Source organism: Prochlorococcus marinus str. MIT 9314 (assembly GCF_000760035.1).
In the GTDB taxonomy this organism is placed as follows: Bacteria; Cyanobacteriota; Cyanobacteriia; order PCC-6307; family Cyanobiaceae; genus Prochlorococcus_A; species Prochlorococcus_A marinus_B.
Window position 1 is genome coordinate 19,038 of the sequence record NZ_JNAO01000012.1, and the last position, 24,045, is coordinate 43,082.

Sequence of the window (24,045 nt, forward strand, 5' to 3'; positions counted from 1 at the left end):
TGATGTTTACAAATTAATCTTTTGGAGCTTTTGCTCCATACTTAGATCTGGATTGACGTCTATCTTTGACTCCAGCCGTATCTAAAGTTCCTCTTATTATATGATATCTAACTCCTGGCAAATCTTTGACTCTTCCACCCCTAAGTAGTACGACAGAGTGTTCTTGCAGATTATGTCCAATTCCAGGAATATAAGCCGTTACCTCGAAACCAGAAGTCAATCTAACCCGAGCAACTTTTCTCAAAGCTGAATTAGGCTTCTTTGGTGTTGATGTATATACTCTTGTACATACCCCTCTTCTCTCAGGGCAAGCTTTTAATGCAGGAGATTTTGTTTTCTTTGTCAGACGTTTTCTTTCTGAACCTACTAATTGCGAGATGGTGGGCATCTATTAAAACTTAGATAAAAATAAATATTTAACTATCATAACCTTTTGCGAGCACCAACTAAAAGTTTTTAATTAATATTTTTTCAAAAATTGTCAAATTAAAATTCTTTGGTAAATATTCATTATCTTTAGATTTATTTTCATATTTATTTTTATAATAGAAATACATAAATAACTAAATAGAATTAAATAATCTATGGGAGAGAGTATCAAAAGAATCGTTGGCCCATATCAAGATAGTTATTCCCCAAACGGAATAATTGGGGAGAAAGATGCGTGTGGAGTTGGTTTCATAGCAAATATAAAAGGGGTAGAAAGCAATTGGATCCTTAAGCAATCACTAAAGGGTCTTAACTGCATGGAGCATAGAGGAGGTTGTGGAGGAGATAGTGACTCAGGAGATGGAGCGGGCATTTTATGTTCAATTCCATGGGGATATCTAGAAAAGAAAATTAATCTAAAAAATAATCGAGAATTTAATAGAGGTTTAGGCATGGTTTTTATGCCTAATAAAAAAGAAAAAGTTGAAGTATGTAAATCAATATGTGATCAAGAAGCAGAAAAATTAAAAGTCAGCAAAACATCATGGAGAAAAGTACCTGTTAATAATGAAATCTTAGGTCCTTTAGCTAAAGCAAATGCTCCATTCATCTGCCAGTGGATTTTATTTATAGATAAAAAAGATCATCAGGATGTTGAAAAGCTTTTATTCCAATTAAGGAAAAGAATTGAGAAAAAAATAAGAGAAACTTTTAAAAACGATGTTGGGGATTGTGAATTTTATTTTGCCTCACTAAGTTCTCAAACAGTTGTTTATAAAGGTATGGTTCGCTCTGAAATATTATCCGAGTTTTATCAAGATCTAAAAGAAGAGAGTTTTAAAGTTTCATTTTCTGTTTATCATCGTAGATTTAGTACTAATACACTTCCAAAATGGCCACTAGCTCAACCCATGAGATTTTTGGGTCATAATGGCGAAATAAATACTCTCTTAGGTAATATCAACTGGGCTAAAGCTTCAGAAACACATATAGATGATTATTGGGGAGAGTTATCTAATGAAATCAAGCCCATTGTAGATGTAAACAAAAGTGATTCATCAAATCTTGATGCAACCCTAGAAATCAATATTCGTTCAGGTCAGCCCATTACTGACTCATTATTAAAACTTGTTCCTGAAGCATTTAGAGATCAACCAGAACTTGAGCAGAGAGAACATATAAAAGCTTTTTATGAATATTCTGCAAGCCTACAAGAAGCTTGGGATGGTCCAGCACTCCTTGTATTTGCTGATGGAAATTTTGTCGGAGCAACTCTTGATAGAAATGGCCTAAGGCCAGCAAGATATTCAATCACAAATGATGGTTTTGTAATAATGGGTTCTGAAACAGGAGTAGTAGATCTCGAAGAAGAACGAGTAATAGAAAAAGGTCGATTAGGACCGGGACAAATGTTGGCAGTTGATTTTCATCAAAATAGAATCCTAAGAAATTGGGAAGTAAAATCTGAAGCCGCTCAAAGGCATGATTATAAAAATCTTCTCAGTAATAGAACTATAAAAATTGAAAATAATGAATGGGTTAAAGACTGCAAACTAAATGACCTTGAATTGTTGCAACAACAAACTGCATACGGTTTTTCATCGGAAGATAATGACCTTATCTTAGATTCAATGGCTTCATTAGCTAAAGAGCCTACTTATTGCATGGGAGACGACATCCCACTAGCAGTTCTTTCATCTAAGCCACATATTTTATACGACTACTTCAAGCAAAGATTTGCGCAAGTTACTAATCCTCCTATTGACCCTCTGAGAGAAAAACTTGTAATGAGTTTAGAGATGCATCTAGGAGAAAGATGTACACCATTTGAAATTAAAGATGCTAAACCCTTTGTTCATTTGCAAAGTCCGATTCTTAATGAGGAAGAACTCATTTCCATCAAAAAATCAAAAATTAAATCTCAGACAATTTCAAGTTTGTTTGATTTAGAGGAAGGTATTCAAGGCTTAGAGAACCAATTAAAAGCAATCTGTAAACAGAGTGAGCTTTCTATAAATGAAGGTTGCTCATTAATTATCATTTCTGATAAGGGAATTAATCCTAAAAAGACTTTTATACCTCCTTTACTTGCTGTTGGAGCAATTCATCATTATCTTCTTAAAAAAGAAATCAGGCTAAAAGCTTCTCTAATAATTGAGACCGGTCAATGTTGGAGCACACATCACTTAGCTTGTTTAATTGGATATGGAGCAAGTGCAGTTTGCCCTTGGTTGAGCTTCGAAGCAAGTAGACACTGGTTAAAACATCCAAAAACACAAAATCTCATTGATAGCAAAAAAATAACTCCATTATCAATAGTTGATGTTCAAGAAAATATTAAAAAAGCTCTAGAAGACGGTCTAAGAAAAATTCTCTCAAAAATAGGCATCTCACTTTTATCTAGTTACCATGGTGCACAAATTTTTGAAGCTGTAGGCCTTGGATCTGACTTAATAAAAATTGCTTTTGATGGTACAACAAGTCGTATTGCTGGCATAACATTAAAAGAATTAACTAATGAAACACTTTCAATACATACGAAAGCCTACCCAGAGATCGATTTAAAGAAATTAGAATTTTTAGGATTTGTACAATTTAGAAATAATGGAGAATATCATTCCAATAACCCAGAAATGTCAAAAGTTTTACATTCAGCTGTAAAACAAGGGCCAGGATACGATCATTTTGAAACTTACAAAAAACTTATTAGTAATAGACCCACAACATCTCTTAGAGATTTACTAACAATTAATTCAACAAGAAAAAGTATTCCATTAGAGGAAGTTGAAAGTGTTGAATCAATTTGCAAAAGGTTCTGTACTGGAGGAATGAGTTTAGGTGCTTTATCCAGAGAAGCGCATGAAGTTTTAGCAGTTGCAATGAATAGAATTGGCGGAAAAAGTAATAGTGGAGAAGGGGGAGAAGATCCAGCTCGTTTTAATGTTTTAAATGATATCGATGAAAATACTCAGTCAGCGACGTTGCCATTTATTAAAGGCTTAGAGAATGGAGACACCGCATGCTCAGCTATTAAACAAATAGCATCAGGAAGATTTGGAGTTACACCTGAATATCTAAGAAGTGGTAAACAACTCGAAATTAAAATGGCTCAAGGTGCAAAACCTGGAGAGGGTGGACAATTACCTGGTCCAAAAGTTGATTCTTACATCGCAAAACTAAGAAATAGTAAACCTGGAGTAGCTTTAATATCTCCTCCCCCGCATCATGATATTTATTCAATTGAAGATTTAGCTCAACTTATACACGACTTACACCAAGTTCATCCAAAAGCGAAAGTAAGCGTTAAGCTTGTTTCTGAAATTGGTATAGGCACTATTGCTGCTGGAGTAAGCAAAGCTAATGCAGATGTAATTCAAATATCAGGCCATGACGGAGGCACAGGTGCTTCACCCCTAAGTTCTATTAAACATGCAGGTTTACCATGGGAACTAGGTGTTGCTGAGGTTCATAAATCTCTCTTAGAGAATAACTTACGAGAAAGAGTAATTTTGAGAACTGATGGAGGTCTTAAAACAGGCTGGGACGTAGTTATTGCAGCTTTACTAGGTGCTGAAGAATACGGTTTTGGTTCTGTAGCGATGATTGCTGAAGGATGCATAATGGCTCGGGTTTGTCATACAAACAAGTGTCCTGTTGGAGTTGCCACTCAAAAAGAAGAATTAAGAAAAAGATTTAAAGGTATTCCAGAAAATGTCGTCAATTTTTTCTTGTATATTGCTGAAGAAGTAAGACAGATAATGAGTAGTATCGGTGTTTCTAATATGGAAAAACTGATTGGTAATCAAGAATTTCTTTCTGAAAGAAATATCGATCTTCCAAAAACTTCTAATATTGATCTTTCTTCTTTAGTCAATGAACACTCAACCCCTGATAGATCATGGTTAAAACATTCCAAAAATGCTCATAGTAATGGTTCTGTATTAGAAAACGAGTTTTTGTCTGATACTAAATTTATAGATTCAATTAAAAATCATGAAATATTAACCAAAGAAATTGAGATAAAAAATACAGATAGAAGTGTTTGTGCGAAAATATCCGGCGAAATCGCAGAACTTCATGGCAACACTGGCTTCAATGGCGAACTCAACTTAAATTTCAAAGGATATGCAGGACAAAGCTTTGGGGCCTTTTTATTGAAGGGAATGAATGTTCAATTAATCGGAGAAGCTAATGATTATGTTTGTAAAGGAATGAATGGAGGAATACTCACAATAATTCCCCCAAAAATAAATGAAATCTCCTCCGAACAAGTCATCCTAGGAAATACTTGTCTTTATGGAGCAACAGGTGGGAAATTATTTGCATTAGGAAAATCGGGAGAAAGATTTGCGGTTAGAAATAGTGGTGCTACAGCGGTAACAGAAGGAGCAGGTGATCATTGTTGTGAATACATGACTGGTGGGAAAGTTGTTATTCTAGGTTCCACAGGAAGGAATATTGGTGCGGGCATGACTGGTGGAATAGCTTTTATAATCGATGAAAATAATGATTTAAGTAATAAAGTAAATAAAGAAATAGTAAGCATTCATCAAATAACTTCATCAAAGCAGGAAAATATCTTATTGGAAATTATTAGAGAATATCAAGCAAAAACAAATAGCTTAAAGGCTGCCAAAATAATTGAAAATTGGTCTCATTTTAAGAGTACTTTCAAATTGATTGTACCCCCAAGCGAAGAAGAGATGCTTGGTATAAAAAAAATTTAAATGCCTTTTTTTGTAAAAACTGAAATTATAAAAAAAGAATACTTAATTAATAATGATTTAAAACGAAAAATAATTAACAAACATATTGATTGGGTAAAAAAATTAAAAAAAGAGGGAATTAATATAAAAAGTGGCTTTTTGGTAGATGAGTTAAATAGGCCAGGTGACGGCGGATTACTTATTCTTGAAATGAATAATTATAGAAACGCACTTAAAATAATTAAGAATGATCCAATGATTAAAAATGATCTAGTTGAATGGAAATTAAATGAGTGGGTAGATCCAAATACATGAATATAACTATCTTGGATACTTTATCATAAGTTTTTGAATCTCTTCAGCATGGTAGCTACTTCGAGTTAAAGGAGAACTAACTACTTGCATGAAGTTTAAATCTTTTTCTCCGAACGCTTTAAAGTAGTTAAATTTTGAAGGACTTACAAATCTTTTAACAGGTAAATGACTAGGGCCAGGAGATAAATATTGGCCAATAGTAACAATATCAACGAAATTACTTTTTAAATCCTTAAGCAGACTTAAGACCTCCTCGTCTTTTTCCCCTAAACCAAGCATGAAGCCTGACTTTGTATAAATTTTGGGAGAATAGTCTCTGGTTCTTTTAAGCAACTCAAGAGTTCTTTCATATTTGCCTTGAGGTCTTACTTTTTTATATAGCGAAGACACAGTCTCAATATTATGGTTTAAAACGTTTGGATTAGAATCAAGAATTTTTTTAAGAGCTTTCCAGTTACCACAAAGATCAGGTATTAAAAGCTCAATAGTAGTTTCAGGCGATTTTTTTCTAACTTGATAAACACATTCAAAAAATTGAGATGCGCCACCATCCTCAAGATCGTCTCTATTAACTGATGTGATTACAACATGTTTAAGTTGCATTCTATAAACAGCTTCGGCTAAACGATATGGTTCTGTTGGATCTAATTCTCTTTTAGATCTATCAAAATCAATATCGCAATATGGACATGCCCTGGTACAACCAGGACCCATTATAAGGAAAGTTGCAGTACCACTTGCAAAACATTCGCCAATATTTGGACAACTTGCCTCTTGACATACAGTATTGAGATTTAAATCACTTAACAAATTTGCTGTATTCCCAATTCTCTCAACTTGCGGAGCTTTTACCCTTAACCAATCAGGTTTTGAAATTAAACTATTGGAATTATTAGTCAAATTAATTTTTTCTAGCCTGTAATCTTATTTTACTAAAAACATTTTAAATTAACTATTAATAATTTCAAAAATGAAGACTACCCAATAGAGGTCAAAAAATAAATGAATTTAACTAGTCCATCGATAATTTAAAAAATCCTAATTCAAGTTACTACTTATAAAATATTTTTGTTCTATCAACTATATATAAAACAGTATTTAGAACGTTATTTTTAATATGGATATCAGAACAAATTTTCACCTTTTATTCAAAAAATTTGCATATTTTTAATAAGATTTTTTGTACTAAAAAGTGTTTTTTTATATATTTATTGATACAGTAAAAAATATATGTAATAAAACATTGACTTTTAGATTTAAAAGAAAGCGTATTTTACTATCTGAAAAAAATAAAAACTCTAAAGCAATAGGTTATGCTAGAGCTACTAATAATGAATATGAGTATTTAGAAGAACAAATAAAATTTTTAAAGGAAGAGGGTTGCAGTTTAGTTTTCTCTGAATTGATAAGTTTAGATGAAGAAATTAAACCCCAACTCAATAAAGCTATAAATTGCTTGTCTAAAGGCGATCAACTAATAATAACTCAGCTTGATCGAGCGTTTAAAAATAAAAAAGAATGTTTGAGGACAATAAATAAACTTATTAATAAAGATATTAAATTGCGAACTTTGACTGGTTTTTCTGCGACTAATGAATCAACTAAATTAAATTCTTCAATTTTTAAGATTTTACATGAATTAGATAATTTAGAAGACAAAAGTTTAGGTGAAAGAAAAAAAGAACAACTGTTACGCAGAAAATTATCTGGAAATAATCTGGGAGGAAGGCCCAAAATAAGTCCTTTAAAAGAATCTTTAGTAATCAGATTACGTAATGAAGGATATTCATATCGATCAATCAGATCACAAACCGGAATTGCATTATCAACAATAAGAAGAGTTATTTTGGAAGGAGAATTAACATAAAATGAGTAAGAAAGAAATTGAAAATTTAATTAAAGAAAATTTGAAAGATACAGCATTACGTATTTATGAATTAGATAATGAAGATAGAAAAAGTTTGTTAGCAGAATATAGAGAATGGATTATGAATGATTTAGATTCTGAAGGGGTAATGATGTTACCTTATGAAGCCTATACTGATAAATTAGACTCTAATTTCTTAGAAGATTCAATTTAGTCCTAAATAGTATATTTTTTATTAAATTCATATATTTCTTTTGATATTAATGGTAAAAAAGAAGAATCTTTAGAATATTGCTCACCATCACAAAAAACAACTAATAAAGTGTGTAGAGATTGACCATTAGTCCACCATGCAGAATCATGTCTAACTTCTGACATCAAGCCTGCTTTACTCCAAAGATTAATGCTTTCTGGTAAGCCTGCACCCAAAAAACCATCTATTTGATTAAGAGAATCGTTTTTCAAAACAACTTTATCTAAATTTCTTTTTAAAAAACTTCGTAAATTTAAATCATTTTTTTGATAATCAATATGAATCATAATTTCCTCCAAAACCCTTGCAGCCGAATCAGAATTCATAGCGTTTCTATTTTTATTATTATGTCCATAAAATTCTTTTTCACGACCAAATGGTCCATCATCCCAGGTCTTCTGACAGCAATTTAAACCACTCAATTCCTCCCAATGTAAATCATATAGCCAATCGTTTATTATACTTCTTTGATATTTCCAATTTTCCCATGATTCGCCCTCAATACAAGGTCCACTTGTTGTTCCAGTAAGTAAATCAATTAAGAAGCTTGTTGCATTATTACTTGAGAAAGATAACATTTTCCTTACAGCATCAATAATTTCATCCGATAATAATAAACTTCCTTTTTTAATCCAATAATATGTAGCAAGACCATAAACCAACTTGACTATGCTGGCAGGGTACACCATTTTTTTATTATTTATGCCAGTACCAAAACCTTTAAATACACTTTTATTCCCACTTTTATAATTAATCCAAGTTATGGCAATATCTTCACTTGAAAAATCTTTATTATAAGAGCATACGCTCTCTAAAATATCATTTAAGGCTAGACCCATCTCTTCACTTAAATAGTAAAAGGACATTGTATGGAAAGTAATAAAAATCCTATCTCACCATTTAAACAAACTAATTTTTCAAAAACTATTTGGTGGAAATTAAAAGTTAATATTTCGGGATATCAAAGTGAAACAGAAGATAAATTAGTTACTGAAATATTTAAAAATAGAATTTTTAGGCTTCTTTCTCCAAATATTTATCAAAACAACCATAAATTTTCAAGAATATTAGTTCAACTATATGAAGATGGTTACGTCTGTTGGATAAATTTAGATGGATTAATTATTGAGAAATACGAATTCAAAAAAAATAACAGTTTAGAAAATGAACACTTCTTTATACAAGATAAAGTTCACTCAATTCTAAAATGGATCAAGGATCAATCTGAGCTAAATAATGAATATCTTTGGGGAGGTACATTAGGACCCAATTTTGATTGTTCTGGATTAATTCAGACTGCTTTTTTAAAGCATCAAATTTATATACCTCGAGACTCTTTTCAAATAAAAAGTTTTTGTAAGCACCTTTTTTATTACAAAGAATCGTATGCGGCTCTCCGACCAGGCGATCTTTTATTTTTTGGAAGTGAAGAAAAATGTGATCATATTGGAATCTACAAAGGAGAGGGATTCTATTACCATAGCTCTGGAATGGATTTTGGCAGAAATGGAATAGGATTAGATACCCTAAAAAAGTCTAATGATAAAATCTCATTGCACTATAAATCTAAACTTATTTCTGCAGGAAGAGTAGTTAGAAATTATAGATGGGACCGCACCATACGTTAATTAATAGAGCTCACCTAAAAATTTTAAATTAAATTAAAATATTACCTATTCTTTTATTTAGAAATTAACCAGCAGTCCAAATATTTTTAATGATTGGCATTATGGTATCTAAGTGTAATGTCCCAACAAGTAACCAAGCAAAAACAGCTCCTCCACATCCTCCTAACCAAAATCCACTTGTAAAATCAGCCCAACCAGCTCTTGTAAATAAGTCCTTTGGCGGATTATTGACAGTCGCATCTGGAGGCTGAATATTAGGTGCTTTACCAGGTGCATTGTATAGAACAAAAAGTGCTGTCAAAATATGAACAGCTCCAATAGTAGCGAGAAGTCCAGCTGTTAGAGCAAATTCAGAATTTCTTAATGGGCCAGTCATGGTAAAAGGTCCGTATAAAAGATATCCGAAAGCTGCTCCAGTTTCTAAACCTCTAAAATTAGGGGAAATACCTTCTCTGTAAAAAGGTAAATTATTTATAAAGGCTTTTGTAAAATAACCACTATTAACTGGAGTAGCTAAATTACCAACACAAGGATCAGCAACTGTTTTTACTGCCCATTGTTCTGCTACGCCAATATCATTTGGTTGTACAGAAGTATCTATGTATTTCTCATCAAACTTAATAGAACTTGTTGATTCAGAGAATGATTTTTGAAAGTCGCTCATTTTTTTAATAGTTTAGTGTTTGATAATTTATTCAGTTGCTGTAATTAATCTTCCAATCAATACGATAAAAACAGCAGGCATTGCTATACCAATTAATGGAACAAAAATTGAAGGTAAAAGACTTGGTAAATCAGATGGCATAGTTCTTTAAACATCTTTAAACACTTTAGTATTGATAAGCGAAATAATGTTACTTTTATTACTGGATGATATAAAAATTATTAACTTTTTACATGTTAAATTTTTTCGCAATTTTACTTATTATTTTTATAGGAATATTACTTCTAGTTTTTAAAAAAAGAAGCTTTAAAAAGTTAATAAATCAAAGCAATTTAAATTCCATTAAATTAAAGAAAAATAAAAAAAGCAATAATAAATTTCTATCTAAAAAAAATAGTTATTTTTATAATCATGAAGAAAAAAAGTACTCAGTATTTTATAAAAATTCTCAAAGAAATAAAATGATTAGTTTTTTTCAGGGTGATACAGAAAATAAATTAAAGGCATTAAAAATTGCGGAAGAATTGGCTGATAAATCAACATTACCGATTTTACGAAAAGGCTTAAGAGATATTTCTCCTGAAGTCGTTGAAATTTCAGCTTTATTAATAAGACAGTTCAAGTAAAAAATTAATTTTGCTTAGCGCTGTTTATTGATCTAATTCTATAAATTGGACGACTTTGACTTTCATGATATGTCCTAATTAAAAGTTCGCTCAATAATCCAAAGCTAAATAATTGAACACCAGCAATTCCTAATATTAATGCAAACATCAGCAACGGACGATTTCCAATATCCTCACCCATTATTTTCAAAACTATCAAATAAGAACTTATCGCAAGGCTAAAGAAAATACTTATAATTCCAACAAAACCAAACCCATACATCGGTCTTGTTAAAAATTTAGTCATAAACCAAACAGTTAGTAAATCCATTAAAACTCTAAAAGTTCTATCAATTCCATATTTACTAGATCCATATTGCCTGCTCCTATGATTTACTTTAATTTCTTTGATTCTTGCACCTTCAATATTTGCCAAAACGGGCAAAAATCTGTGAAGTTCCCCATATAACTTTATATCTTCAATTATTTCTTTCTTAAACGCTTTTAATGAGCAACCATAGTCATGCAACTTCAAACCTGTTACGCGAGCTATTAACTTATTCGCTATTTTTGATGGTATCTTTCTATTAATTAATTTATCTTTTCTATCAAACCTCCAACCACAAACCAAATCATAACCATTATTAATTTCTGAAATTAATAAAGGAATATCATTTGGATCATTCTGTAAATCACCATCCAAAGTAATCACAATATCGCCCTTAGAATTATCAAAGCCAGCTGACATGGCTGCAGTTTGACCATAATTTTTGCGAAGGGAAATTACTGACAATTCTTTTATTTTGAGAGTTAGTTCTTTCAATACTTGATGAGTATTATCTTTAGAACCATCATTTACAACAATCAATTCAAAATTAAATTTATGAGAAGACATTACATTTATAACTTCATCCAATAAAAGATCAATACTCTCGCTTTCATTGAAAACAGGGATGATAATAGAAATTAATTGTTTTATATCTGACATTTATATCTAATAATAATTACACAATTTTAACTTAATTTAGAACATTAAAATTAAACAAAAAAAATCACCACAAACGTGGTGATTTAAATTATTTAAGCGGAATTTAACCAAACTTACCTGAAGTGGAAGCGATAACAAATGCCCCGAATGTAAGTATGTTTCCAATCGTGAAATGTGCTAGTCCGACTAATCTAGCTTGAACAATTGAAAGTGCAACTGGCTTATCTCTCCAGCCAACAAGGTTAGCAATTGGAGTACGCTGATGTGCCCAAACTAATGTTTCAATTAATTCTTGCCAGTAACCACGCCATGATATTAGGAACATGAAACCAGTAGCCCAAACTAAGTGACCGAATAGGAACATCCAAGCCCAAGGAGATAGAGAATTAACTCCAAATGGATTATATCCATTAATAAGTTGAGCGGAGTTTAACCAGAGATAATCTCTGAACCAACCCATTAGATAAGTTCCTGATTCGTTAAATTGTGCTACGTTACCCTGCCAAATTGCTAGGTGTTTCCAATGCCAGTAGAAAGTTACCCATGCTATTAAATTTAACGCCCAGAACATAGCTAAGTACATAGCGTCCCAAGATGAACTATCACAAGTACCTCCACGTCCGGGTCCATCGCAAGGAAAAGCATAACCTAAATCTTTCTTATCAGGAATTAGTTTTGTTCCTCTAGCATCAAGTGCACCTTTGATAAGGATTAAAGCGGTTGTATGAAGACCTAAAGCGATAGCGTGATGAACTAAGAAATCTGCAGGACCAATAGGTAAGAAAGCACTTAATGCATCTTGTCTATTAATCAGATCCATCCAGTAATGATTACCTGGTAGTGAATTAGCAGCGAGACTTGCTGAACTTGTAGGATCAGATAATAGAGCGTTAAAGCCGTACATCATCTTACCTTGAGCAGCTTGAACAAATTGAGCAAATACCGGCTCAATTAGGATTTGCTTTTCAGGATTACCAAAAGCTACAACAACATCGTTATGAACATAAATTCCAAGAGTATGGAATCCAAGCAACATTGTTACCCAACTAAGGTGACTGATCAAAGCTTCCTTTGTTCCAAGCACTCTTGCTAATACATTATCTTTGTTTAATTCTGGGTCGTAATCTCTAACAAAGAAAATAGCACCGTGTGCAAAAGCACCAACCATCAAAAACATTGCTATGTACTGATGATGACTATATAAAGCAGATTGCGTAGTGTAGTCCCTTGCAATGAAAGCATAAGAGGGAAGTGCACCCATATGTTGCGCCACTAGAGAAGTTGCTACACCAAGTGATGCTAATGCTAGTCCCAGTTGGAAATGTAATGAGTTATTTACTGTTTCATATATTCCATCGTGGTTAATTCCGAAACTACCTTTATGAGGATCATTAGGGTGTCTTGTATTATGAGCTTCTGTAATTTCTTTGAGGCTATGACCAATACCGAAGGTATTTCTATACATATGACCAGCAATTACGAAAACTGTTCCAATAGCGATATGATGATGCGCAATGTCAGTAAGCCATAATGCTTCACTTTGAGGATGAAGACCACCTAAGAAAGTAAAGATTGCTGTACCAGCTCCCTCAGCTGTTCCAAACACCTGATCTAGAGAATCAGGATTTTGGGCATATGCACCCCAGTTTAAAGTAAAGAAAGGAGCTAATCCCGCAGGGTGTGGAAGTACTGTTAACCAGTTATCCCAACCTACATGCTGACCTCTTGATTCAGGTATGGCAACATGAACCAAATGACCTGTCCAAGCAATACTACTGAAACCAAATAAAACAGCTAAGTGATGATTTAATCTTGATTCTGCATTTTTAAACCAAGCTAGAGAAGGTCTGAATTTTGGTTGTAAGTGTAACCAACCTGCAAACAGAGTCCAACAGGCCAAAATACTCATGAATATTGAAGCTTGGAAGAGTTGCTCATTAGTTCTCATTCCAATTGTGTACCACCAATGGTAGAGACCTGAATAAGCTATGTTTACTGGACCACTAGCTCCAGCTTGTGTCATTGCTTCTGTGATACCAGATCCAAAATGTGGGTCCCAAATAGCATGAGCTATAGGACGAACGTGAGTTGGATCAAGTACAAACTGCTCGAAGTTACCTTGCCAGGCGATATGAAATAAGTTACCAGCTACCCAAAGAGCGATTATTGCTAGATGACCAAAATGTGTGGAGAAAAGCTTCTGATAAAGCTTTTCTTCGGTCATACCATCATGACTTTCAAAGTCGTGAGCGGTAGCTATTCCGTACCATATTCGTCGGGTTGTAGGGTCCTGAGCTAGACCCTGGTTAAATGATGGAAATTTTGTTGCCATTGTATTAAAAAGGAAAAGTTCAGGTAATTAGCCCAGGCCGAAAAGGCGAGCGTGGAAGAAGGCCCATGTGGTAGCAATACCACCGACAAGGAAGTGTGTTACACCTACTGCTCTACCTTGGGTGATAGATAAAGCTCTTGGTTGAATGGTTGGAGCAACTTTAAGTTTGTTATGTGCCCAAACAATTGATTCGAATAATTCTTGCCAATATCCCCTTCCACTAAAGAGGAACATTAAACTAAATGCCCAAATAAAGTGAGCTCCTAAGAACATCAAACCGTACATGCTTATTGATTGACCATAACTTGTTAATACTTGAGAAGCTTGCGCCCAAAGGAAATCTCTTAACCAGCCATTAATAGTAATGGAACTTTGTGCGAAGTTACCACCAGTAAGTCCCCAAACATCACTCTGCATTTTCCAAGAGAAGTGGAAAATTACTATTGATAAACAGTTATACATCCAAAAAAGGGCTAAGAACACGTGGTCCCATGAAGAAACTTGACATGTACCACCTCTTCCAGGTCCATCACAAGGGAATCTAAATCCTAAAGAAGCTTTATCAGGGATCAACCTTGAACTTCTTGCATAAAGTACTCCTTTGAGAAGTATCAAAACAGTTACGTGGATTTGGAAAGCATGAATATGATGAATCATTAAATCAGCTGTCCCTAATGGAATTGGAGCTATAGCAACCTTTCCACCCACTTCAATTAAGCTTCCGTTAAAAACTTCACTTAAAGCTTTGTGAGGTAAAGCTTCTGCAGTACCTGCTAAAAGAGAAGTTCCAACAGCAGATGCTTGAATACTCTGTACCCATTGAGCAAAAATTGGCTGAAGTTGGATTGCAGAATCACTAAACATATCTTGAGGTCTACCCAAAGCTCTCATAGTATCGTTGTGAATGTAGAGTCCAAAGCTATGGAATCCTAACCACATACATACCCAGTTCAAGTGACTAATTAAGGCATCTCTTGCTTTAAGGATTCTGTCTAAAACGTTATCAATATGTTTTGCTGGATCATAATCTCTAACCATTGCAATTCCAGCATGGGCGCCTGCACCTACTATGAATAATCCACCTATCCACATGTGATGAGTAAATAATCCAAGAACTGTCATGTAGTCAGTAGCTATATATGGATATGGAGGCATCGCATACATATGATGAGATACAAGTATGCTTATCGATCCAAGCATTGCTAGGTTTACTGCAAGCTGGGCATGTCTACTTTCTGCCATGAACTCAAAAAGACCTTGATGACCTTTAGGAGCAGGAAATAATATTGGGTCTCCCTGCTGTGAATCTAATATTTCTTTCATACTATGACCAATACCGTAATTGGTCCTATACATGTGACCACCAATGATTGCTATTACACCAAAAGCTAAGTGATGATGTGAAACATCAGTCATCCATAAACTTCCTGTAACAGGGTTAAGTCCACCTTTGAAGGTAAGAAAATCTGAGAAAGCTAACCAATTTAAACTAAAGAAATTACCTGTACCACTTGCTAATCCTGGAAATATCTGACCGATGATTTGTGGATCACAGAGTTGATGCGGCATAGGCATATCTGCAATAGTTGCTATTTCTTTACCATTGATAACTAAAGGAGAGCCTGCATCAATTGCATCTAAGAGAGCTGCAGTAGGAGCTCCGATATGAATACAATGACCAGCCCATGCTAAAGATCCTAATCCTACTAAACCAGCTATATGGTGGTTAAGCATAGACTCAATATCTTGGAACCACTCCATTTTTGGAGCTGCTTTGTGATAATGAAAGATTCCGGCATGAAGCATAAGTGCAGCCATTACTACAGCACCAATTGCTAAAGCCATCAGTTCACTTTCATTAGTTATTCCCCATGCTCGCCACATGTGGAAAATTCCAGAACTGATTTGAATTCCGTTGTAGTTAGCTCCAAGATCAGCATTAAGCATTTCTTGACCAACAATTGCCCATACTTGCTGAGCTCCGGGCTTGACATGAGTTGGATCGGCTAACCAACCTGAATAATTAGAAAATCTTGCTCCATGGAAAAATGCAGCACTCATCCATATAAAAATGACTGCAAGATGTCCAAAATGAGCTGAAAAGATTTTTCTTGTTGCTTCTTCAGCATCGCCTGTATGCACATCGAAATCATGTGCATCAGCATGCAAATTCCAGATCCAAGTTGTAGTTTTTGGACCTTTAGATAATTTACTTGACCAGAAACCTGGCTTATCTAATTTGGCAAAATCAATTGGTCTTGGATCGGCCTTGACAGGATCCTCCAAAACTTTTTTGTTTTTTTCTCCACTTTCTGGTGGGCTGATGGTCATCTAGCACCTCGAAAATAATTGACATTAAAGCCGATTGATCGGATCTTGAACTTATTTTTAATGATAATGTTCAAGAAAACGAATCCCTCGAAACTTTTGATATTCGTTTCAAAAATAATAAGGCAAAGATTCTTTCGTTATGCATTAACGTAACAAATGTTCTAATGATTGTTACTATATGAATATTTTGTTAAATTCTAGTCTATGACATAATTATGGGTATTTCTACTTAAATTTAATATAAATTTCTTAAATTTTTTTTTATATTTCAAAGAAAATTTTTAAATCAATCGGCAGGATATAATTTCAATATAACTATCAATAGTTTCTGATTTGAAAGGAATTGCTATAGGTCTATCTAATAATTCAAGAGAAATTTTAAAAAGGCTTAAAAAAACAGAATTTGTCAAAGATATATACATTGCAGGTTCTTCAAAAGATAATGGAGAGGAAAATGAACTTATTCAAGTTCAAAAACCAAGAGAAATCTTACTTAAAAAATGGCAGGAGATAGATTTAATAATCTTTATAGGCTCCATTGCTGCATCAATACGCATAATAAATTCTTTTTTAACCTCTAAAGATAAAGATCCTGGTGTAATAGTAATAGATAACAAATGTTCCAAAATAGTTCCTTTAATTGGCTTACATCAGTCAAATACACAAAATATTGCATTTCAAATTGCTAATTTGCTTGGTGGCGAAATAATAGAAACTAATAATTCAAATAATCAACGCTTCTTAAATCTTGATGCATTTGGGAATCAATGGGGTTGGGAAAGATCTGGCAACATAAAAGCTTGGTCAAAATTAGTAATTAAACAAGCTAATAACCAAAAAATATTTTGCAAACAATCATCTGGTAATAGCTTATGGAAAAATTCAGAATCAGGTGGGTTTATCAATCAAATTAATGAAAAAGAAATTGAAAAACCAGAATCAACATTTCATGTGAGTATATTCGAAAATAATGAAACAACTTGGAACCCGCCAGTATTATGGATTGGTATTGGATGTGAAAGAAATACAAGCAAAGAATTAATAACAAATTCTTTAAATAATTTTTTTGAGTCAGGAGATTTATCACAGCAATCAATCGCGGGATTTGCAACCATTGATATCAAAAAAGATGAGAAAGGAATTTTAGAACTTGCTGAAGAAAAAAACTTGCCTATAAAGTTTTTTAGTAAAGAAGATCTTTCAAAAATAATTGTTCCAAATCCATCAAATGTTGTGAAAAATGAAATTGGCACCGCTTCTGTAGCGGAAGCCTCTTGCTTACTCGCAGCAGGAGAAGAATCAAAATTATTAGAAGAAAAAAGAATTTTTAAAAATCAATCTGGGGCAGTAACTATCGCTGTAGCAGAATCGAAAAATCAATATAATCCAACCCACGGCGAAATCCACATTATTGGAAGTGGGCCTGGTGATATCTCCTTCCTAACCAGTGATGCAAGAAAAGCACTTTCAAGATGTACTATTTGGATCGGTTACAAAATGTATTTAGATTTAATTAAGTCCTTAAAAAGGAGTGACCAAGTTTTAATTGAAAGTAAACTTACTGAAGAAAAAGAGAGATGCAGTAAAGCAATTAAACTAGCTGAGGAAGGAATAAAAGTGGCTTTAATTTCTTCAGGTGAATCTGGATTTTATGGCATGGCAGGTTTACTTTTAGAATTACTTCAAAAAATCAAAAAAGAATATAGACCTTACTTTGAAATCCATCCAGGTATAAGTAGTGTTCAATTAGCTGCTGCGATTAGTGGAGCACCACTAATGAATGACTTTTGTTCAGTAAGCTTAAGCGATAAATTAACTCCATGGTCTTTAATTGAAAAAAGAATTGAAGGAGCCCTTGTGGGTGACTTTGTAATAGCTTTATTTAATCCTCAATCCATTGAAAGAAATTGGCAGCTAAAAAGTGTAATAGATATATGTTTACAATCTAGGCATGGTGATACTCCAGTTTTATTAGCCAGACAAGTAGGGAGAGAAAATCAAACCAAACAATTTTTTACTTTAAAAACCATTCCTTTTAAAGAGATTGATATGTTATCAATCATTATTATTGGAAATTCTCAAACAACCTTAGTTGACGAAATATTTCTCACTCCCAGAGGATATTTACAAAATTAAGTTTAGATAATCCATAATTTTATAAATAAGTGTTTTTCTTTGCTTTTTCTTTATAAGAATACTAATCTTTTATAATAATGATGTAGGAAAATTAATTGAAAAATATTGGTTTAATATTGTTTGACATTGATGGAGTAATTCGCAGCGTAGAAAATAGTTACAGACTTTCATTAAAAAAAACAGTTTACAAATTTTCCGGATGGGAGCCAAGTTATATAGATATTGATAATGCAAAAAATGAAGGGATCTGGAATAATGACTGGGATTTAAGTTTAGAACTTATAAGAAGATATATAAAAAAAGAGAACTTAAACCTTAAAATTCCTCCAAGAGAGGAGATAGTAAAATGTTTTGAAGAGTTTTACTTTGGCGGAGATCCAAATAAAGATAGTAAATACTGGTCTGGTTATATAACGAATGAGGAATTATTAGTTGATAAAAAGTTTTTTGATTTAATTCAAGGTAATGGAATAATTTGGGGTTTTGTTAGTGGTGCAGAAACTGCTTCTGCAAAATTTGTTTTAGAAAAAAGACTTGGACTAAAATCACCACCATTAATATCTATGGGAGATGCCCCTGACAAGCCTGATCCTAAAGGTTTTATTAACTTATCAAAAAAGCTTATTGGAAATAAACTTGGCAAATCAAATATTCCCATTGCATATGTAGGAGATACTATTGCAGATATAAATACAGTTATAAACGCTAGAAAGGAAATACCATCTCAGAAATTCATAAGTATCGGAATAGCTCCCCCTCATTTACATTTAAATTCTCGATTAAAAGAACGTAATTCTTACGAAACAAATCTTAGAGATGCAGGAGCTGACTTGATTTTAAATTCTATTTATGACCTTAAATATATTAATCTTGACTTGTTTTAAAACAAATATTAATTAAATATTTTCTAAATAAATCACAGAGGGAGTCCCAAGTAAGTAAACCTAAGCGAACACCCCTTATCTTATTTGAACTAATAGCTAAGAGATGGAAGTAAATTACCCACCAATCCTTGAATATTACTTGAAGATTAGTAATTTATCGCTTCTTAATTATCAATTAGTAAATACAAATTTTAAGCAAAAGTATAAACATAATGTGTTAACTAAGAATTAGGTAATATTTTTCTTGATAGAATCACTTAACTGGTCTCATCATAATTTCATATTTAATTTTTTTTAGATAAGTTCTAAAGCATTTAAATAAAAATATAAAGACATTGCTTTTTCTTTCAATTCTGTATCAATGTTGCATGGAGTATCTTTCTTTGATTCTCTAAATTCAAAATCATAAGGTTTCTCTAATTTCACTAATTTTTGAATTTGGAACCAATAATCCTTGTTTAAACAGATTTTTTCATAAGAAATGAAATGAAAATTATCCTTATTTTTATAAGATTGAAAAGCATTACTATAGGTGAGATACCATTGTTCAATCCAATGATTTATTTCTAAATCATCATAAAAATTTAGATTTTGATTGTGAATAGGAATGTAATTAGGACCAAATTCTGTATGTCCAATCCATTTCATATATTTTGATGTAAACTTGTCATTTTTAGCGATGTCAATAAATTTTTTATGCTGAGTCAATAAAGAATATGCATGCTGTATGGGTTCTCTAAAAGGAATAAGTATCTTTGAGTTACTAAAAATAGAATTAATTAATTCAACTCTTTTAATATTTTGATTATTCTTACTAAGGTATCTTCCTTTTTTATACTTACGAAGAATATTTCCTACATAGACTCTAAACTTTTCTTCTAATTCCTCATAATCTTCCTCAGCAAAAGTTTTCCAAAATACCTCCTCAAATGCTTCTGGTGAATCTGTAGAGACTTTAATTCCATCTCCATGTGCTCTTTCCTTTAACTTCAAATCTTTATTTTTAAAAGTTATTTTAGACCAAAGATTGGGAGCGAGGACAAATGGCATATCAGCATAAGTGATAGATGCAAAAATATTTGACTTATAAATCGCATTCAATAAGATAGTTGTACCTGCCCGTGCTAAACCGGTAATAAAAATATGATCTTCAGTTTCACTCATAGAAGAAATATTTCTACTTTCAAAATCAAAGGTTGCTTCACGCATAAATTGCGATGAAAGAGCAAATTTATGCAACTTTTGTTCTAACCAAGAGTAATTATTCATTTAAATATTAGTTTTCTAATATAGGCATAAGTAAAAGAGATCAAAATAGATTCGATTATTCCATTCCAAAACAATGTGAAAGCAAGAAATCCGCTAAACAAGTTATCTGCAATAACAAAGATAAAAATAACCAAAAATAGAATTAATATCATTTGCAGTGAATACATCATCATCTGCAATGAATATTTGGGAATAATATTTTCTTTCCAGTGATCACTGATATTTTTGTTCAATATAATAGCAATCGCTTTCTTGCTGGCTTTAATTGTAGAGTTGAATAAGCATAAATAATTTGACCTGATAAATATTTCAACAGTCAATAAACAAGTAATAAAAAGAATCAGATGGTTCACTTCCCTTTTTGATTAGCATTTTTAGATAAAATATTCTTTTTTTTTCTTTTGTTTTTAAAAGCACGTTTGATCGGATAATATAAAATACCCCATAATCCTAAGAAAAATGCTGCAATTATTCCAAAAATTGCTGCAATAACTCCTCCTCCCATTCCAGGTCCTAAATATGCAAAAAATTGGAATGTATTAAAAATTAAAAAATTAATCATTACAGTTAATAGGTGATTTTAAAAAATTCTTTATATTAATTTTATCTGTTTCAGAGTAAATAATGGTTGACCAATTTATTCCATAAACACCCCCATTTGCTGAACCATTTACATGACTCCATCGTAGAGAACCATCCCTATTAAAATACAATGTCCTTCCATAATCAGTTTCTTCAAAAAATAAATCTCCGTTTGGTAATATACGACTTCTACCTTGTGACTTTGTTCTCACATCATGAGTAATTAAACCTTTTGATAAATATGAATTATATTGATTTTTCTTGAAATCATAAATAATTACTTCATTATGACCATCAACAACATTTCCATTTTCAAAATATTTAGAGTTATTATTTAAAACAGAAATTCTATGATCATCTAATATATTTACATCATGTTGATGACCAAATGGTCCTGATCCTATCCAAATAATTTTATTAGTAGAGGGTCTATAAAGTAATACCATAGATTGATTTCTTAAGGATAAAAAAACATCTCCTTTTTTCCAATATTCCCCATCAAAATCCACTGGTTCAATATCGTTTAAGTGTATTGGATCATTTAAAAAACCATCTATTCCAAAAGAGAATAAAAGATAACCCAACCCATTTTCTATAAAAATTTGAGGTACAGATTTTTCATATAAAACTCTTCCATCAAAAGATAATTTCACTATTGCATCTTCCTGAAACCCACCTTCTTGAACCATTTTTCTACCTACCTTATATATAGGAAGTTTTTGAGGATACATATGAGAAGGAACCCATATATTCTGATCTTTATCTATTGAGATAGAGTGATGAAATAAATCATGCTTATTTTGAAATACTAAATTAGAACAATAATCAATTTTCATTAATGGGGAACCATTCGTATGGAAAATTAAATCTCCATCTTTAAGAAGTTGAGGATGAAATATTCTTGCTCTTGAATTATTACTATCTCGATCTAAATACTTAAATTTATCAATCTTTTCAACTAATTTATTAAATTTATCAATATCAGGGTTCCACGTATGTAATATTTGAAAGTTTGTTAGATCAATAAGTTCAACTACTGACTCTTTTAAATCGCCATCAAATTTAGCGAGCAAAAGATAAGACTCTTTTGAATGAGGTTTTCCTTTGAAACCATTTTGATTATAGAAATATCTATTTTCATTCCAAGGATCATTTATCCTATTAGAAGAAGGATTTAAATATATTTTTATCAACTTTTCAGGTAATCTTGCAAGATATGCGGCAGGTTTAGTCAAAAAAGAAATATCAATATTCCCTTTTTTTGTAACTCCCTCTATTTCTTGTCTTACTAAAACACCAAAACCAATGGTTATGGGTATCCCTAACATTATAAATAAGAATAGAATCCAAATTTCAATCTTTTTAAACATTAAATTTCATCAAATATTTTTTTTCAATTATAAACCGCCCCACAATTAAATTTCTCATTTACTAAATCAAATTTAGTCTATATTTTATCCACTACAATCGCTTGGAACTATCTCTATGACTACGTTTATCTCTTCCCACCATTTTTACTCCGAAAATTCGTTTTACCCACCAATTTACCTACCAATTTGTTGACTTAATATTGAACCTCTGTGAACCTGTAAGCACCTCATATTCTGATATCTGTAGTCGTATCAGAAGATCTGACCTCAGCGAACTCTTATAAACTTCCACGAACCAAATAATCACGGAGAGGGAGGGATTCGAACCCTCGACAAAAGTTACCTCCTGTAACTCCTTAGCAGGGAGCCGCTTTCAACCACTCAGCCACCTCTCCAGCTCTTATACATTATCAATTTTTATGCAAACATTCAAAATTTTTTATTTAATCGAAATGTCTAATCTACTTGAACTTTCGGTAATCTATTTTTAAAAGAACAAAGAATTTCCCAAGGGATAGTATTAGATTTTCTTGCCCATTCAAGAGGAGAAATTATTTTATCTCCGTCAGATCCTAGTAATACCATGGTACTACCAACTTGAATTTCATTAGAATCTGTTATGTCTACCATCATTTGGTCCATAGTTATAGATCCAACTTGAGGATAAAATTTATTATTATGGATAACGTTAATCTTGCCTGAAAGATTTCTTGGTACACCATCTGCATAACCAATACTTAATACAGCTAACTTAGTTTTTCTTCTACTTACAAATTGACCTCCATAACTTACACTTACACCTTTATCAATAGTTCTTATAAAAGCTACTTTGACCTTCAAAGATAAAGCTGGTTTAAGTAATAAATTTTTATTTAATTTTGACAAAGGTTTATATCCATACATAGATAATCCAACACGTACCATATGAAAATGGAAATTTTTGTCAAGAAGCATACCCGCTGAATTAGCCAAATGAATCTTGATATTTTTATTTCTATCAACATTAATTTGCTTTAATAATTGCTGAAACTTCTTCCTTTGTAATTGTGTAATACTTTTTGGATCTAATGAGTTGAGTTCATCTGCAGATGATAAATGACTATATATTCCCTCAATAGAAATATTGTCAAAAGATTTGATGTTTTCAAATTGCTGTACAAATTTATTGTATTCAAATCCTAATCTCGACATTCCCGTATCAATTTTAAGATGTAAAGGAAATTTCATTCCAAAGTGTTTACCAATATTATTGCAAATTAAACATTCTCTTATACTACTGATAGTTGGAATAAGATCATTTTTAAAACATATATTGAGATCTCTTTTCGTATAAAGATTTCCGAGGATAAGTATTGGTTTTTTAACTCCAGAAGAACGAAGCTTAAAGCCTTCATTTAATGTGGCAACACCTAATTGAGATGCTCCACCTTTGATAGCATACTCTGATACTAATTTCGCATCATGCCCATATCCATCAGCTTTAACGACTGCCATAAATTGACAATTGTTACTTAATTTTGATCTTAACTGTCTAACGTTTGTTTCTATTGCTTTACCTTTAACTTCTATCCATGCTCTTTGTTTTAGATCTATATCTTTTTCAAAATTTGGAAATTTGTCAAAATTAAATACCTGATTTGTTTGACTATTTTGCATTAACTTTGCACAAATATATGCGCTTATAGA

At 32.2% G+C, this 24,045-nt stretch carries 20 protein-coding genes and 1 tRNA gene; 8 read left to right on the plus strand and 13 right to left on the minus strand.

Annotated elements, in window-relative coordinates:
• Positions 1-13: 13 nt before the first annotated feature.
• Positions 14-388 (minus strand): 30S ribosomal protein S12, encoded by a 375-nt coding sequence (gene rpsL, locus EU98_RS02995; protein ID WP_002805703.1) that lies wholly within the window; start codon positions 386-388, stop codon positions 14-16.
• A 196-nt stretch (positions 389-584) separates the two neighbouring features.
• Between rpsL and gltB the strand changes: the two genes are divergently transcribed.
• Both gltB and EU98_RS02985 read left to right on the plus strand, forming a co-directional pair.
• The gene (gene gltB / locus EU98_RS02990; protein ID WP_032516042.1) at positions 585-5,156 is read left to right on the plus strand and encodes a glutamate synthase large subunit; all 4,572 of its coding nucleotides are present in this window, start codon (positions 585-587) and stop codon (positions 5,154-5,156) included.
• Entirely contained in the window at positions 5,157-5,450 is a 294-nt protein-coding gene (locus EU98_RS02985; RefSeq protein ID WP_032516043.1) for a YciI family protein, read from the plus strand.
• Between the two features lie 6 nt (positions 5,451-5,456).
• Here EU98_RS02985 and lipA read toward each other — a convergent pair whose 3' ends face one another.
• Entirely contained in the window at positions 5,457-6,350 is an 894-nt protein-coding gene (gene lipA, locus EU98_RS02980) for a lipoyl synthase (RefSeq protein WP_072165459.1), read from the minus strand.
• A 343-nt stretch (positions 6,351-6,693) separates the two neighbouring features.
• Here lipA and EU98_RS02975 point away from each other — a divergent pair, with 343 nt between their 5' ends.
• On the plus strand, positions 6,694-7,317 hold the full coding sequence (locus EU98_RS02975; protein WP_241466399.1) for a recombinase family protein: 624 nt from the start codon (positions 6,694-6,696) through the stop codon (positions 7,315-7,317).
• Position 7,318: 1 nt separating this feature from the next.
• The gene (locus tag EU98_RS02970) at positions 7,319-7,531 is read left to right on the plus strand and encodes a hypothetical protein (RefSeq protein WP_032516045.1); all 213 of its coding nucleotides are present in this window, start codon (positions 7,319-7,321) and stop codon (positions 7,529-7,531) included.
• A 2-nt stretch (positions 7,532-7,533) separates the two neighbouring features.
• Here EU98_RS02970 and EU98_RS02965 read toward each other — a convergent pair whose 3' ends face one another.
• Positions 7,534-8,436, minus strand: a complete 903-nt coding sequence (locus EU98_RS02965; protein WP_032516046.1) for a serine hydrolase — start codon at positions 8,434-8,436, stop codon at positions 7,534-7,536.
• A gap of 3 nt (positions 8,437-8,439) precedes the next feature.
• On the opposite strand from EU98_RS02965, the gene EU98_RS02960 reads away from it, so the two are divergent.
• Complete coding sequence (locus tag EU98_RS02960) at positions 8,440-9,198, plus strand: C40 family peptidase (RefSeq protein ID WP_032516047.1); 759 nt, start codon at positions 8,440-8,442, stop codon at positions 9,196-9,198.
• A gap of 64 nt (positions 9,199-9,262) precedes the next feature.
• Here the strand turns inward: EU98_RS02960 and EU98_RS02955 are convergent, their stop codons facing one another.
• On the minus strand, positions 9,263-9,862 hold the full coding sequence (locus EU98_RS02955) for a photosystem I reaction center protein subunit XI (protein ID WP_032516048.1): 600 nt from the start codon (positions 9,860-9,862) through the stop codon (positions 9,263-9,265).
• 27 nt (positions 9,863-9,889) lie between these two features.
• Entirely contained in the window at positions 9,890-10,003 is a 114-nt protein-coding gene (locus EU98_RS09535) for a photosystem I reaction center subunit VIII (protein WP_011863629.1), read from the minus strand.
• A 320-nt stretch (positions 10,004-10,323) separates the two neighbouring features.
• On the opposite strand from EU98_RS09535, the gene EU98_RS10100 reads away from it, so the two are divergent.
• Positions 10,324-10,488 carry a hypothetical protein gene (locus tag EU98_RS10100; RefSeq protein ID WP_241466400.1) on the plus strand — a complete coding sequence of 55 codons (165 nt, stop codon included), beginning with the start codon at positions 10,324-10,326 and terminating at the stop codon, positions 10,486-10,488.
• Positions 10,489-10,492: 4 nt separating this feature from the next.
• Here EU98_RS10100 and EU98_RS02945 read toward each other — a convergent pair whose 3' ends face one another.
• The 3 genes from EU98_RS02945 to psaA all read right to left on the minus strand — a co-directional run bounded on the left by EU98_RS02945 (position 10,493) and on the right by psaA (position 16,118).
• Complete coding sequence (locus EU98_RS02945) at positions 10,493-11,455, minus strand: glycosyltransferase family 2 protein (protein WP_032516050.1); 963 nt, start codon at positions 11,453-11,455, stop codon at positions 10,493-10,495.
• A 103-nt stretch (positions 11,456-11,558) separates the two neighbouring features.
• Positions 11,559-13,787, minus strand: a complete 2,229-nt coding sequence (gene psaB, locus EU98_RS02940) for a photosystem I core protein PsaB (protein ID WP_032516051.1) — start codon at positions 13,785-13,787, stop codon at positions 11,559-11,561.
• A gap of 27 nt (positions 13,788-13,814) precedes the next feature.
• Positions 13,815-16,118 (minus strand): photosystem I core protein PsaA, encoded by a 2,304-nt coding sequence (gene psaA, locus EU98_RS02935; protein ID WP_032516052.1) that lies wholly within the window; start codon positions 16,116-16,118, stop codon positions 13,815-13,817.
• Positions 16,119-16,451: 333 nt separating this feature from the next.
• On the opposite strand from psaA, the gene cobJ reads away from it, so the two are divergent.
• Both cobJ and EU98_RS02925 read left to right on the plus strand, forming a co-directional pair.
• Positions 16,452-18,254 (plus strand): precorrin-3B C(17)-methyltransferase, encoded by a 1,803-nt coding sequence (gene cobJ / locus EU98_RS02930; RefSeq protein ID WP_032516053.1) that lies wholly within the window; start codon positions 16,452-16,454, stop codon positions 18,252-18,254.
• 95 nt (positions 18,255-18,349) lie between these two features.
• On the plus strand, positions 18,350-19,138 hold the full coding sequence (locus EU98_RS02925; RefSeq protein WP_032516054.1) for a TIGR01548 family HAD-type hydrolase: 789 nt from the start codon (positions 18,350-18,352) through the stop codon (positions 19,136-19,138).
• A gap of 294 nt (positions 19,139-19,432) precedes the next feature.
• Here EU98_RS02925 and EU98_RS0109060 read toward each other — a convergent pair whose 3' ends face one another.
• The 5 genes from EU98_RS0109060 to alr form a co-directional block, all read right to left on the minus strand.
• Positions 19,433-20,407: a sulfotransferase gene (locus EU98_RS0109060; protein WP_052045509.1), complete on the minus strand. Its 975-nt coding sequence runs from the start codon at positions 20,405-20,407 to the stop codon at positions 19,433-19,435.
• 349 nt (positions 20,408-20,756) lie between these two features.
• Positions 20,757-20,969, minus strand: coding sequence for a hypothetical protein (locus EU98_RS0109070; protein ID WP_052045510.1), 213 nt, complete (start codon positions 20,967-20,969; stop codon positions 20,757-20,759).
• On the minus strand, positions 20,962-22,359 hold the full coding sequence (locus EU98_RS02920; RefSeq protein ID WP_032516056.1) for an arylsulfotransferase family protein: 1,398 nt from the start codon (positions 22,357-22,359) through the stop codon (positions 20,962-20,964). The genes EU98_RS0109070 and EU98_RS02920 overlap by 8 nt, the downstream gene beginning before the upstream one ends.
• 306 nt (positions 22,360-22,665) lie before the next feature.
• Positions 22,666-22,754: transfer RNA gene (locus EU98_RS02915), tRNA-Ser, on the minus strand.
• Positions 22,755-22,815: 61 nt separating this feature from the next.
• Positions 22,816-24,015, minus strand: a complete 1,200-nt coding sequence (alr, locus tag EU98_RS02910) for an alanine racemase (protein WP_032516057.1) — start codon at positions 24,013-24,015, stop codon at positions 22,816-22,818.
• Positions 24,016-24,045 lie beyond the last annotated feature (30 nt).